Below are 15,158 nucleotides of genomic sequence, written 5' to 3'. Positions count from 1 at the left end.
TTCGCCTATAACAGACAGGCGGCGGGAAAAGCTAGATATTCCAGAAAAAATAGCTTCCAAATAAATTGATAAAACTGCGCGATCGCAGCTTTATCCTGCAAATCTACTTTCATACTCCAAAACCACATTAAACCTAGTGCGGCTATATGAGTAATTCCCAGAAATAGCGAGTTAATATCTTTCAGCCATAAAGCGCCAGCAATTGTCATCCCCATATAACAAAAGGTTAGCACCCACCGAGACAAGTTGAAAACAGCTTGTTTACCTAATTGGAGGGTAAAAGTTGTAATGTTATATTGGCGATCGCCTTCCATATCGGGAACATCTTTGAAAATCGCGATCGCGAAGGTAAACACCAACACAAATAGCGTTAAAGCTAAAACTTCTGAGGGAAGGAAGAAGGAAGAAGGAAGAAGGAAGAAGGAAGAAGGAAGAAAAAAGAAGGTATAATTTTTATTCCCCAATTCTAATACCCATTGAAAATGTAAAAATAACCCTAAGTTAACGATTGCACCGCGAACAGTAAAAATGCAAATTGCTGCCCAAAATGGAAAACGCTTTAACCGGATCGGAGGCAAAGAATAAGCCGTTCCTATGGCCAAACTGATGCCAACTGTCGCTAATAAAAAAGGCCCTTGAAACACAGAACAAAGGACTGCAATTACCCCAGCAATTGCTACAATTATTTGAGCCTGTTTCTGCGAAAACTCTCCCGCAGCTAAAGGCAAATGAGGCTTATTAATTTGGTCAATCTCAACGTCTTCGAGTTGGTTGAGTCCGACAATATAAACATTACCCCCAATACAGGCAATCCACGCTCCCAATATCGCAACTAAATGAGAACTAGAAAAACCCGCAGGAGACTTCGCCAAGGCAATTAAATACAGTCCCAGTATGCTGAGGGTAGTACCGACGATTGTATGAGGACGAGAAAATTTCCAAAAAGAGTACCAAGGTGCAGTAGACTGCACGGCAGGGGTGTGAGAGGGTAGAGTTGGGTGTGAGTCAGACTTTTGCTCAAAAGTTTGTTTCATAATTTACCGCAATATAAAGATCGAAGTTAATTTTAATCCAATTCAGGTTATACCATATTTTGTACCATTATCAATCAAGAATTTCATTGCTGGGTGGGGGCGGGTTTTTTAATCTTTACTGCTTTCTTTAAAGCTGTTGGCGAACCCGCCCCTACAGTTTTTTGAGAAGGAAGAAAGAGATGAGAGATAATTAACAACCAACAACTAAGTAGAAGGAAGGAGGAAGAAGGAAGAAGGAAGAAGGAAAATCACCAGTTAACGGTTAACAGTTAACAGTTAACAATTACCAATTACCAATTACCAATTACCAAATCTACTTGTCTAAACAGCGATTCTAAGGTAGTTGAGTTATCCAAAATAACATCAGCTTGTTGACACTTTTCTACTAAAAGCATCTGGCTGTTAATTAGAGTTTGAGCGCGATCTAAGTTAATCCGATCGCGTTCAACCAAGCGTTCGAGTTGCTGAGAACGCGGACAATACACGACCCAAATTTCTGTAACCAAGTCAGTCATGTTAGCTTCAAAGAGGAGAGGTACAGCTAATACAATTCTTAAGGGGCGAATGCTTTGGCGATTTTGCCCAGAAATACCGATTTTTATTTCCTGTAAGAGGCGATCGCGCACGTAAGGATGAATCTGCTTTTCCAACCAACGCAACTCTTCTGAGTTGTTAAAAACAATATTACCTAGCGATCGCCGATTGAGGCTACCATCGGCAAGCAATACTTCACTCCCAAAGCGTTCTACTATTCGGGCTAAAATAGGTGTTTCTGGCAGCACAGCTTCACGGGCATAGATATCCGCATCCAAAATTGGCAATTGATAAGCATTAGCCAGATAATTAGATACAGTGGTTTTCCCAGTAGCGATGCCGCCAGTTAGACCAATCAGGCGTACTTCCTCGCCGATCCCAGTTTCTTTTTTTTCGACAATCATTGCCAATCTTTGGTATGTTAGTGTTAGGATCGCATTTAGATTTTCGATTTGGGGCTGGCAGTGGAAACAAAGGATATTAGGGTGTTACCAGTTGTCTGCAATAGGAATTAGGCATACTTTGGGGTAACGCCACCGGGAGGGCAGTACAAACACCGCCTAGAAAAGGGTGTAGCGTTACTGATGCTTAAGTCCCGTTTTAATCTCTAAATCTCAAATCTCAATCCTATGATAGAGGTCAAGACCGAGGCAAAACCCTATGAAACCTCAACGTGCTATACGGTCGGTTCTCGCAGCACTTCCCCTTGCTGGAATTTGGATATTGGATTTCTCCCCTTACTCGTTTTCCAGGCCAGAGAACTCGGCATTATTGGTAATTTTCCCACAATCTCTATCAGCCGTTGCCCAGCAACTTGTCCCAGCCCCTGATGGTACTGGTACTGTAGTCGCCCCCAATGGCAACCGCTACGATATTAAAGGTGGTACTGTGTCGGGAGATGGCGCGAATCTCTTCCATAGTTTTACTCGGTTTGGTTTAGACTCCGGTCAAGCTGCCAATTTTTTGACTAATCCTGCCATTCGCAACATTTTAACTCGTGTGGTTGGCGGTGATGCTTCTGTAATTAATGGTCTGATCTCTGTCACGGGCGGTAATTCCAATTTATACATTATGAATCCCGCCGGGATTATTTTTGGTGCTAATGCCAGATTGGACGTACCGGGGTCATTTATGGCGACTACTGCCAATGGGATTGGCTTTGATAACCGCTGGTTTAATGCTACAGGAATTAATGACTACACGGCATTAATTGGCACTCCCAATACTTTTAGTTTGGGGCAGGAAGCAGGGGCAATTGTCAATGCAGGTGAATTGACAGTTGGAGAAGGACAAAATTTAACATTGCTAGGCGATACGGTAATTAATACTGGAAAATTATCGGCACCAGGGGGACAAATTACTATTGCTGCCATCCCTGGAGAAAATGTGGTGCGTATCACTCAAGCAGGTCATTTACTGCAATTGGAAATAGCCGGAAATCAGCCAGGAATAGAAGCTAGAAATCCGGGATCTTCGTCACAAATTACACCCCTTTCTTTGCCTAGATTACTGACAGGTAGCACGAACAGAGATGCTACTGGTTTAGCTGTGAATTCTGAGGGTCAAATTGTGCTGACTGCTTCCGGGCAAACTATACCCTCAGCGGCCGGGACTGCAATAGCATCAGGTTCCTTGAATGTTTCCTCTGAAACTATGGGAGGAACAGTTAATGTTTTAGGCACGCGAGTCGGGTTATTAGGAGCAAATATTGACGCTTCCGGCTGGTTTGGTGGGGGAAATGTGCGGATTGGGGGAGATTTTCGGGGGATGGGAACAGTCCCGAATGCGACTGCTACTTATATCGATCGCAATACTGCGATCGCAGCAGATGCGATCTCAACTGGTAACGGCGGCCGCGTCATCGTCTGGGCAGACGCTACAGCAGGCTTTTTCGGTCGCATCACCGCACGAGGAGGTGCGGGGGGATTTGTCGAAGTTTCGGGTAAAGAAAATCTGATTTTCGATGGAAGTGTTGATACTAGGGGGATGAGTGGTGCGGGTACTTTGTTACTTGACCCGACTAATATCAACATTGTGGATGGAGAACAGGGTGCAGATGATAGCGCGATCGCACAAGGTAGTATTTTTGCGGAAGACTCGACTGCTACTACTAATTTTACAATCTCCAGAAAAGCTCTAGAAAATCTCTCCGCCACCGCTGATGTAGTATTGGAGGCAACTAACAACATCACTATAGCCCCCCTCGCTTCAGGTGAGTTGAAGCTTAACGCAAGTACGGGTTCAGTTACTTTTACGGCTGACTCCGATCGCGACGCGGTGGGGTCATTTTCCATGAGTCCTAGCGACACGATTAGCACTGAGGGGGGAAGAATATCGATTTCTGGAACTGCGATCGCGGTCGGTAATATCATTACCAATGGTGGGGATATTACCCTCGCCAGCAGCATCGGACAAATCAATGCAGGTACTCTTTCATCTTCTAATTTATCTGCTGCCGGTGGCAATATTACTCTCACTAGCGGCGGCAATATTGCGATCGCTTCCCTGTTATCTACAGGTAAAACGACGGGCGGAGATATTAGTTTAGACAGCAACGCCACAATTCGAGTAGAGGATTTGTCTGCATCTGGGAATACGGGTGGGAATGTGACGGCCAGTGCCTTTGGCAATCTTGAGGTGGGTAACGTTACTACGGAAGGTAATAGTAAAGGTGGAGATATTAACCTTACCAGTCGAACCAGTTCAATTATAGCAGGAAGCGGGAGAGCCGGGGAGCAGGGGAGCGGGGGAGCAGGGGAGAATGCCCAGTTAACAACTAACAATCAACAACTAACAACTAACAATCAACAACTAACAACTAACAGTCAACAACCAACAACTAACAGTCAACAACTAACAACTAACAGTCAACAACTAACAACTAACAGTCAACAACTAACAACTAACAGTCAACAGTTAACAGTTAACAAAATCAGTTCTGCTGCTAGTAGCGGCAACAGTGGCAATATTTCCTTGAATGCAGCTCAGAATGTAACAGTAGGAGAGATTGATGCCAAAGGGACGGGAGGGGGAAACGTAATTTTGACTGGTAGAGGTAATGTGGTAGCGACTGGTGCGATCGCTAGTGGTGCTGGAAATATTACCTTAACGGGAGCCGAAATTGACTTTAATGGCGGCGCTAATTCCGTCAGCAGCAATGGTTATTTGACATTGCAACCCGGAAGCCTAACTCAAAATATTGCGATCGGCAACCCGACTAATCAAGGCGGGCCTACTCTGAATCTAACAGCAGACGACTTACAAGCACTACAAAACGGCTTTGCGGCGATCGCGATCGGCAGTGAAAATGGTAGCGGGGCAATTACGATCGCTAGCGATGTTACTTTCAACGATCCTGTAACCATTCAATCTACTGGTAACTCAGGCTCGATCTCAGCAACAGGAACGCTTTTGGGCACAGGCAATGCTGCTATTAATCTCAAGGCTAGCGGCGATATCAAAATTGGCAATATCTCCACCGCCAACTCAGAAATTCGAGTTACAACTACCCAGGGAAACATCACAGCTCAGCAATTGCAATCAAGCGGCGGCAATACAACACTCAGATCCCAAGGCAATATTAGCGTAGCAGCGATCGACACCTCCCCGAAGACAAGCTCCGGTGTTGGGGGAAATGCGATCGCAGTTAGTAATAGTGGCAACATTGCGATCGCTTCTGGTATTGATACTTCCTCTCCTGGGGGAACCACTGGAGATATCACCTTATCAACATCGGGAACAGTAGCAGTAGGGCCCATATCTGCTAGAGGTGTTAGGGGAGGAAATATTACGCTAACGGGTACTAACGGCATCACTATAGGCGCGATCGATGCCACCAGTAAAGAAGTGGGGGGAAATATTACCTTAACGGGTAATGAGATTGACTTGACAGGGGGCAACAATTCCGCGATCGGCAACGGCAATTTGGTGCTACAACCGGGTAATTCTAGTCAAAATATTACTATTGGCGGCTCCGGTAACACAACCGCTCTCGATTTGACTGCTACGGACTTAAATGCCTTCGGCAACGGTTTTACTGCTGTTACTATCGGTCGTTCAGACGGTAGCGGTACAATTACTTTAGGCGATCGCGACTCCGAAACATCCTCAGAATTGAGATTTCGCGACCCGACAACAATTCAAGCACCGGCAGAATCAGGCGCGATCGTGGGTACGGGAACAATTTCCGGCGCAAACGGGGCTACTATTAATTTAACTGCTGGTAGTGTTAACATCGGCGACATCAGCTCTCAGGCAGGAATTAGTATCGTCACCACGCGGGGTAATATAGCCGCAGGTACGATTTCCGCTCGCTCTGAAAATGGGAGTGGCGGTAATATTAGTATTCGTAGTGCCGGTTCGGTACAGTCAGAAAATATAAATGCTTTCGGCCATCAAGAAGGCGGTGATATCGAAATTTCGGCATCAGGTGCGATCGCCACTGGCATTATTAACTCTGGTTCTCAGTTAGGAAATGCCGGTTCTAGTACCCTTAGAAGCCAAAGCAATATTCAAGTTTCTGCGATCAAGGCGGGTGGCGTAAAAGGCGGTAGCATTGATATTATCACCGATGGCACCTTCAGAGCTACAGGCACATTTAGGGACGCGAATCAAGTCACTGCTAGCATTTCTGCGGCCGGTCGCGATCGCGCGGGTTCGATCGCAATTCAGCAGGGGATTAGCAGTCCCACACCTTTTGTAGTCGGAAATCCTAAGAAAAATGGTACCGCTGGCGCAATTACTGACGGGCAATTTACCATCGGGCCGACTCGCGAACTATTGACAACTTTTGATTTAAAGGCTTTAGGAAGTCCTCAAGAGTCCTTAACTAAGATTTCTAGTTCCAGTGAAGCACCCTTGAAAAATGCCCCCACTGCTTCCCCAAGCCCAAGTTCCAGCCCAATTATATTAACCTTAGAAGGAACGCCAGAAGTAATATTAGATGCCTCCGTAAATGCTAATAGCGGAACGAGCAAAAATTCAGTTATTTCGCAGTCTACAACCACCCAAAATTCTACCCAGAATCCTACTATTCAAATTAGTTCTATCCCCAACTCAGAGAACTTAACTATTGTCACCACACCTTCACCATCAGCCACATTAGAGCCTGGTCAAACTAAGACAATCCCCAGACCAACTGAGGGGAGTGCTACAGGCTTAGAACTTTCTCATCCTAATAGCTTAACTCAAGTGAGTTTGACAGATTTATCACCGCAATATCTCGATCAGCAACGAGGTCGTGAATTTGAAAATTACTTTGGAGGCAATCTTTCCGAAAAGTCGATCGCAGCTCAAAATATCAGAAATACGCTCTCGCGCATCGCTAGTATTACGGGGGTAAAACCCGCCGTTATTTATGTTTCTGCACAGCCTCAACAGTTGGAACTACGGCTATTTCTGCCCGATGGCAAGCCAATTTTTAAAAGTATTGCCTTGACACGGGACGAAGTATTAGAAGTAACCAAAGACTTTACAGATGATATTAGAAACCCGCGAATGCAGGATTATAAAATAGGATCTAAGCAACTTTACCAGTGGTTGATTGCACCGCTAGAGCAGGAGTTAGATACTTATGGTATTAATACGCTGATATTTTCGATGGATTCGGGGTTACGAAGTTTGCCTGTTGCTGCTTTGTATGACGGCGATCGCTTTTTAGTTGAAAAGTATAGTTTGGGGTTGATTCCTAGTTTGAGTTTGACAGATACAAACTATGTCGATATCAGGAATTCTGAGGTATTAGCAATGGGGGCCTCAGATTTTCCAGAGATTGCAGCTCAAAGTCGTTTACCTGCGGTACCAATGGAAATATCTGCGATCGTTGGGAAGCTTTGGCCTGGGGTTTCTTTTCTGAATGAAAAGTTTACTTTAGCAAACTTAAAGGCCCAACGCAGTCAACCTCAGTATCAGATTATCCATTTGGCAACTCATGGGGAATTTCAACCCGGTGGTGCGGAGAATTCTTATATCCAGTTTTGGGATACAAAGCTGCGGTTAAATCAGTTGCGGGAGTTGAAGTTGTACAACCCACAGGTGGAGTTGTTGGTATTAAGTGCTTGTACTACTGCTGTGGGAGATGAGAGTGCTGAGTTAGGCTTTGCGGGGTTGGCCGTACAAGCGGGGGTGAAGTCGGCCCTAGCGAGTTTGTGGTATGTCAGCGATGCGGGAACTTTAGGGTTGATGTCCGAATTTTATCAACAGTTGCGGACTGCACCAATTAAGGCGGAGGCGTTAAGACAAGCACAATTGGGTATGCTGCACGGTCAGGTACGTTTGCAGGATGGTCGCTTGTATAATTCGGGAAGCGATCGCGGTACTCGTTTGCCTCCTGAGTTAGTTGCACGCGGAGATAGAAGTTTATCCCATCCCTATTATTGGGCTGCTTTTACGATGATTGGTTCGCCTTGGTAATTGTGAACTAGACTTATCCGCGCGATCGCAAATCCCACACCAAAGAGCAAGGACGCGGCAATAACCGCGCCCTCCAAACGCTCTAAACAAAGAGGCTGAAATCGTTAGCTGAGAGCTGACTTGCTTGCACCCCGTTGAGGATGGCTAAAAGTTCACCATTATTAGCGATGCTAATTGCTGCTGAACCATTAGTTTGTACAATCGACAGTTGACTGAAGTCCAAACCAACCAACACCAAAGAATCAGTTCCTTGGGCAAAGTCGATGACTGTATCAGCGACGCTGCCAGAGGCTAAGATAAAGCGATCGCTACCACCGCCGCCCAGGAGAGTATCGCTACCAAGGCCGCCGAAGAATAAGTCATTGCCAATGTCACCAAACAAGAGGTCATCGCCGCTACCCCCAAATACGATGTCATTATCACTACCACCGCAGAGAGTATCATTACCTTGATCGCCTAGTAGCTGGTCATCGCCGAGACCTCCCAACACGACATCGTTACCTTTGCCGCCGTAAGAGACATCATTACCTTCATCGCCAGAAATGGAGTCATTGCCGCGATTGCCGTAAATAGTATCATTGCCGCGATCGCCAAATATCAAGTCAAAACCCTTACCCCCGAAGAGAGTATCATTTTCGACTCCCCCGTAGACAGTATCGTTACCGACATTGCCATTGATATAATCGCTACCCTGTTGACCAAAGATCGCATCGTTGCCGTTAAACCCGTAAATAGTGTCACTGCCTGCACTACCCACAAGAATCTCATCACCATCACTACCGTTAACAACATTGTTTTGAGCAGGACTAGGAGGCAGATTTGGAGCAGCAATCCTGGCGAAATCAGCAGGACAAGCTAAATCTGTCGGTACTGGGGTGGGAACCGGAGCTGGACTTGGAGAGGGCCCAGGTGCAGGTGTGGGCGCAGGCGCAGGTACAGGCGCAGGTGCCGGTGCAGGTGTAGGCGTTGGCGTTGGTTCAGGCGTTGGTGATGGTGACGGTGTAAATGTTTGCCGGAAATTGCCAAAGTCGATGCCACTGACGGTAGCACCACTAGCAAGGACGATATCGGCAGGGTTCGTCGTGCTTTGGCTGAACCCAGATGGCGAGATTTCCCGAACGCGATAACTTCCCGGTGCTAAGTTCGTGAAACGGTAGTTACCATTACTGTCTGTGTTCGCAGTAGTCAGCACCCCAGTTGTGACATTGGTTAACTGAATTTGAACTCCGGCCAAACCGCCTTCGCCACCATCTCGAACACCATTGTTATTAGCATCACTGAACTTTAGACCTTGAATTGTACCTGGTACAAATTTGAAGTTACCAAAGTTCTTGTCTATGACGCTATTTGCTGCCGCTGTGATCTCAGCAGTCAGAGGGTTGGCAGTAGTTTGTATCCAACCAGTCTGTTGAACTTCTCGGATAGTGTAAGTACCTACTGGCAGATTGGAGAATGAGTATTTACCAGTAGCATCGGTGAGGATAACTGTTTCTGGGGAATCCAGAATCGCATTGTTGTTTAAATCAAGGTAAATTTGCCAGTTGGCAAGTCCCGGTTCTCCTGCATCAAGGGTACCGTTATTGTTCAGGTCATTAAATTTGATGCCCGATATTGTGCCGGATTGGAAGTTACCGAAGTTAATATTCGGGATGTTAGAACCCCTGGCGATCGTAATATCAGGGGGATCGGAAGTAGTTTGTTCCCAGCCAGTTTGGGGAACTTCCCGCACTTTGTAAACGCCCAAGGCAGGGTCATTAAAGACATATTGACCATTGGCATCGGTAACGGTATTTGCCTCTCCTGCATCTAGTAACCCATTATCATTGGTGTCAAGGAAAATTCGCCAGTTGGCAATTCCCGGTTCTCCTGCGTCTTGGAATTCACTACGGTTGAGGTCATTGAACTTTAAGCCGCTGATGCTGCGGGGTTGATAGTTGCTGAAGTTGACATTCAATACGTCAGTGGCGACAACGGTGACATCAATGGCACGGCTACCACTAGATGTAGGTGTCTGCTGCCACCCGTTTTGCAGGACTTCGCGAACTTTGTAAGTACCGGGTAATACGTTATCAATGGTGTAGTTGCCGGTACTATCGGTGACGGCAGTTTTTTCTGTGGACTGGAAAAAGCCATCATCATTGCTGTCGATGTAGATTTGCCAATTGCTGAGTCCTTCTTCATTTAGATTGGGATCTGCACTAACATCCTGAACGCCGTTGTTATTGAGGTCATTAAATTTGATGCCCTTGATCTTGGGTAGCAACCAGTTCCCGATGTTGGTGGGAAGGGCCGCTGTGTTGATAATGTTTGTACCACTGGTGGGAGTAATAGTAGTGGCATTTGGCAGTGCGTTAGCAGGTACGCCTGTCTGACTGGGGAAGGTTTGTCGGTAGTTTGCTTGCGGTACTTCCCGTATTTTGTAGGTACCAGGGCCAACATCAAGGATAGTATAAGTGCCATCGGCAATAGTAGTGGCTGATTTTTCCCCTGCATCTAAGCTGTTGTTATTGTTGCCATCGGCATAGATTACCCAACCTGCTAGTCCGGTATCTGTTGCATCTTGAATGCCGTTGTTGTCTTTGTCCTCAAATTTCTGACCGCTGATGGTGACATTTTGGAAGTTGCCGAAGTTGAGACCGGCAACATTCGCATTAGTGATAGTTGCGCCACTTTGGGGAGTGATATCGGCGGGATCTGTTGAGGTTTTTGTGTAGCCTGGGGGTACGGTTTCGCGGACGCGGTAGGCTGCACCTCCTGTCAGAGGTTTCAAGCCTGTAAAGGTGTAAGCACCTGTTGCACCTGTGGTTACTGGGGTTCCGATCGTAGCCCCAGTAACGGAATTAGTTAAACTAATCGTAACTCCAGGTATGCCCGTTGTTTCTGCTGCATCTTGGGTGCCATTACCGTTGAGGTCATTAAATTTCAGACCACTGATGGTCATGTCTTGGAAGTTACCGAAGTTGACGGCGGTAGCACCAAAAAGATCGGTAGTGCCAATAGTAGGTACAGTGGTCGGGAAAGTCTGCGTCCAAGTCGCTTGTGCTGTTTCTGCGATCGTTGTAGTGGGCTTAGTATCGAAGAGAGTGTATTGACCCAGAGTAGCAGCAACAGCAGAAGTAGTAGCACTCTTAGTTCCTGCGGTAATAGTCCATCCACCTAAACCTGGATCTGTTGCCGCTTGAGCCCCATCACCGTTGAGATCGTTGAATTTTATCCCTTGGACAACTGGCCCATACTCGTAAGCACCAATATCTATAGTGGATTTACCAACAATAGTATTGTCAATTTTCCGAGGAAAACCTGTCCCACGTTGGTCAAAGGCTGTAGCGCCCACTGTTGTTATTGTCGGGTCGCCGCCGCCAATGGCAGGGTTGCTACTGGTAGTTACAGGGCTATTATCAACTAGGGCAAGGGTCAAAGGGCCGGTAGTCACACCGTTGAGTGCAGGAGTGGCTGCTAATACATTTCCCACAGCAACGCCCAGAGTTGCTAATTCCTGAGTAGTAGCTAAACCAGTGCTAGTACCAAGAACTCCAATCAGGTTGTTATTCCCTGTGAATGCACCTTCCAAATCGGCGTTAGTAGTAGCAGTATTGCGAGCAACGATCGTGTTTACGAGATTGACAGTACCAGCGTTATTGTAAATTCCTCCAGCATTCCCGGCTGTGGCAGTATTGTCAGCAATGGTGTTGTTAGTCAGAGTTGCGGTCGCACCAGTGTTGACAAAAATTGCAGCGCCAGCAGCCTGACCTACACCAGCACCAACACCACCAGCAGCGCCGCCCGTGACTGTATTGCTATATAAGGTGCTGTTGGTCATGGTCAAAGTGCCGCCACCGACAAAAATTGCCCCGCCTAAACCTGCACCGCCGCCGCCAAAACCAGTAACACCTGCACCTCCGAAGGTTCCGGCAGCACCAGGAGTAGCGCCCGAACTACCACCGCCGCCAAAACCAGCAGCGCCTCCAGCACCATTAGCACCAGCAGTCACACCAGTACCACCAACACCGCCAGCACCACCGCCACCTCCAAATTGGGCTGCACCACCGGCACCGCCAGCACCACCAGCACCTTGAGTGCCACTACCGGCTACTCCACCACCGCCACCGGTACCACCACCGCCACCGCCACTACCGATAACGCTACCAGCACCGCCAGCACCACCAATACCACCAACACCACCATTTGTGCCACCAGCAGTATTGCCAGCACCACCAATCCCACCAGTACCGCCAGTACCACCAGCATTCCCAGAACCTCCAGCGCCACCAGTACCGCCAGGGCCGCCAGCGGCACCAATACTATCTAAGCCTGTAAGACCAGTTCCGCCATTAGCGCCTGCTGTGCCGCCAAATACAGTCCCCAAGTCGGCATTTCCACCAGCGCCACCGTTCCCAGCCGAACCTGCACCACCAGTGGCAGAGTTGTTAGAAAAAGTAACTCTGTCAACGGTGACAGTACCGCTATTGATAAAAAGTGCGCCACCTAAGCCAGCAGCACCTCCACCACCAGTGGTTCCTGCATTGCCTACTGCTTTTGCAGAATCAATGGTGAGGTTGGAGATGTTGAAGGTTGTGTTATCAACTACGAAGGCTCGGAAATTAGAAGCACCACTGACCGTAAAACCGCCGCCAACAATAGTGGTGATGTCGTTAATTTTGGGTAGGAACCCTGTGAGGGCGATATTTCCTGTGAGGGTAATTGTGTCAATGCCACTGTTGACGTTTGCAACATTAATCGCATTTACTAATGCGTTAAAGTCGCCTGCCGTTTGGTTCAAATCAGCTAATACGCCGCTATAGGCCTCTCTGGCCACTTGGGAAAACGCTACAGGAGTCTCAATATCCCCCGTCTTTACTTCCAATTCCCAATCTCCACCCAAAGCCTCACACCCGGTAAGATCGTCGGAAGCTGCAACTTGGGCCCCTGTTAAGCGACTCAGCCTTTGCACAAATTCCAGGCCCTCTGCACCTGCTGCTACGTTACAGCCGTAAAGTAAAATTTCTGGATGGTGAGAATATCCCACTGTCGGCAACGCAAACCACTGTTCTAAATAATTCCGATAGCTTTCAATATTGCTCAGTGACAGTTCGCTTGCACCCAATTGCAAACTCCCTGCTGCACCGTGAGACAATACATGGACGGTAGCAACGTCTGTCCTCTCTTTGAGTGCTTGTGCTATTTGCTCAACACCATCGCGCTTGGAGTCGAGGATAATGACTTCTGTATGGCGATCTGCGCTTCCCGTCAGATTTTGGTAATCTTCAACTCTTGAGTCTGCAAATAGGATTTGCTTCCGTTCTTCCTCACGTACCATAATTAAATTCCCCGGTAAATCCACCTAAGATTGATAAAACAAATAAAGGCAACTTTGCGATGCCAATCGCTGGCTTCGCAAACAACAATGGCTGCCTCACCACAATTGGTTTGTTTGCGGTACAGGCTTCTTGCCTGTAAATTACTGCATACCCACTGTCAATCGCAAGTATTGCCTCAAAAAAATCTAAGAGGGGAATTGGCAAAAATTAATTATTTTTGTAGATTCCGCCCTGATAGCTTTATTGGATTGTGTAGAAGCGTCAAAGGATGCTATAGTTCCTGATTTTACAAAAAATATAGAACTGACTGCTTTGGCGACTACTTAGAAAAAGCTACTCGTTTCCCAACTATTTGAGTCTTGGTTGCTGGAGCCATACTTTGTTAAGGATTACAATACCCCGTTAAGATGTTTTTAATAACATCGCTAGTAATAATTTTTAACCAAAACATAAAACAAATACAATATAATATCACAATCACCTGCTTTTGTCAATTAAAAACCCACTTGATTTTATGTTTAATTATGTGCTTCTACTCACTCCTAAGAACCGAGCTTAAAAGCTTCCACAAACAGGCTGTAAATTAAACCAATTTTCAGACAATTTAAAATATCTATCCGCAAAGAACGACCAACTAGCCGAGTACCCCGGTAAACTATCCAGTTAATAAATTCTGTCAACGCAACTAACAACCCAGCCGCAAAAATGTCCCACTCAGCAGCTTGTCCCGCGATCGTAGAGATAGCACCACCCAAAAATGAGCCAAATAATAAACTAATTATCAGCAGCGAGATCCGCCGCCAAGGATTTTGCAACCAGTCCCCTAGCTGTTCGCTGAGAACATCAATAAGCCTGTTGAGACGAGTATTCTGCATATTAGCCTAATTTAAAGATAGTTATAACTCACTTAAAGATGTGGGGTCTACCAATTCAATTAATTGTAAAGATTATGAAACTTAAAATCTACCCAGCTATTATAGTTGCCCTATTCGTTGCATCTACAGGGGTGTGGTTGGGACGGATTAATTTTAGTCTCTGGAGCCGTTCCACGAACCCGCCAGAGTCCCCCAACTCAGCGACAATACTGCCTTCAGTACCCTCACCCTTGAGCGTAACGCCTCTACCACCTGCGATCGCATCGCCAGTATCGACAGAACCAGAGAAGGAAAAATTAGCAGCAAATACCAAAGAATCAGCCTCAAATCCTAAAGCTATTGGGTCTCTACGAGTGAGCAACCGTACCGAGCATCCAGTTCGCGTAGCTTTGCTGTTGCGGAAATCTACTCAAAAGTCCTCTGCTAAACCCGCTCACTGGGATTTTGCACCGGGGGAAGGTGGGGGTAAGGGCTTGCTTTTATCCCTTCCAGAAGGTAAGTTGCAACTAAAACCCGAAGATATATTAGTGGTCTTTGCTCAAGATGGCTCTCGCCTCTATTGGGGGCCCTATGTCGTCGGCGAAACAGCCGTACCGGTGTGGAATAACCGAGCCACTGAATGGCAATTGATACTGCAACCTTGAGCAGAAGGCAGGAGGCATGAGGCATGAGGCATGAGGCATGAGGCAGGAGGAAAATGCAATCACAGAAAGGGTTTGGGGGATTGAGAATGTCCTAAACGTTGTGGCAGTTGCTATATTTTCGTCAAAAAACTGCTGGTCGAGCTCCGTCGAAATCCGGTTTCTTTGATTGGGTGCGTAAGTCCTGTTATAGAAACCGCCAAGATGATTAATGACGTTCTTAACTACTCAAGGTCTAGCTGAAGATAGCATTTTCCTTAGCCTAAAGCATCGCGACCTTCTTCGGCTATCAGCCTTGCTTTAATATGATCCAGGAGTCAACTTTCCAGCTAAATTAATCTCTGG

Annotated in this window: 6 protein-coding genes; 2 read left to right on the top strand and 4 right to left on the bottom strand. The window is 46.7% G+C overall.

The features are described 5' to 3' along the window. Positions 1-5 precede the first annotated feature (5 nt). Both OSCIL6407_RS0100355 and coaE read right to left on the bottom strand, forming a co-directional pair. Positions 6-1,034 (bottom strand): homogentisate phytyltransferase, encoded by a 1,029-nt coding sequence (locus tag OSCIL6407_RS0100355; RefSeq protein ID WP_007356884.1) that lies wholly within the window; start codon positions 1,032-1,034, stop codon positions 6-8. Between the two features lie 290 nt (positions 1,035-1,324). Continuing rightward, positions 1,325-1,972 carry a dephospho-CoA kinase gene (coaE, locus tag OSCIL6407_RS0100350; protein ID WP_007356883.1) on the bottom strand — a complete coding sequence of 216 codons (648 nt, stop codon included), beginning with the start codon at positions 1,970-1,972 and terminating at the stop codon, positions 1,325-1,327. A gap of 256 nt (positions 1,973-2,228) precedes the next feature. On the opposite strand from coaE, the gene OSCIL6407_RS0100345 reads away from it, so the two are divergent. Next, entirely contained in the window at positions 2,229-7,979 is a 5,751-nt protein-coding gene (locus OSCIL6407_RS0100345) for a CHAT domain-containing protein (protein WP_019486794.1), read from the top strand. A gap of 82 nt (positions 7,980-8,061) precedes the next feature. On the opposite strand, the gene OSCIL6407_RS37595 is transcribed toward OSCIL6407_RS0100345, so the two are convergent. Together OSCIL6407_RS37595 and OSCIL6407_RS0100330 are read right to left on the bottom strand one after the other, a co-directional pair. Continuing rightward, complete coding sequence (locus OSCIL6407_RS37595) at positions 8,062-13,296, bottom strand: SdrD B-like domain-containing protein (protein WP_007357148.1); 5,235 nt, start codon at positions 13,294-13,296, stop codon at positions 8,062-8,064. A 543-nt stretch (positions 13,297-13,839) separates the two neighbouring features. Then, positions 13,840-14,172: a DUF565 domain-containing protein gene (locus tag OSCIL6407_RS0100330; protein WP_007357149.1), complete on the bottom strand. Its 333-nt coding sequence runs from the start codon at positions 14,170-14,172 to the stop codon at positions 13,840-13,842. A 74-nt stretch (positions 14,173-14,246) separates the two neighbouring features. Between OSCIL6407_RS0100330 and OSCIL6407_RS0100325 the strand changes: the two genes are divergently transcribed. Then, positions 14,247-14,816: a hypothetical protein gene (locus OSCIL6407_RS0100325; RefSeq protein ID WP_026103604.1), complete on the top strand. Its 570-nt coding sequence runs from the start codon at positions 14,247-14,249 to the stop codon at positions 14,814-14,816. The last annotated feature ends 342 nt before the right edge of the window (positions 14,817-15,158 follow it).

Source organism: Kamptonema formosum PCC 6407 (assembly GCF_000332155.1).
Lineage (GTDB): Bacteria > Cyanobacteriota > Cyanobacteriia > Cyanobacteriales > Microcoleaceae > Kamptonema > Kamptonema formosum.
Note: the sequence above shows the minus strand (reverse complement) of the source record. Positions and strands in the feature narration are given on the sequence as shown.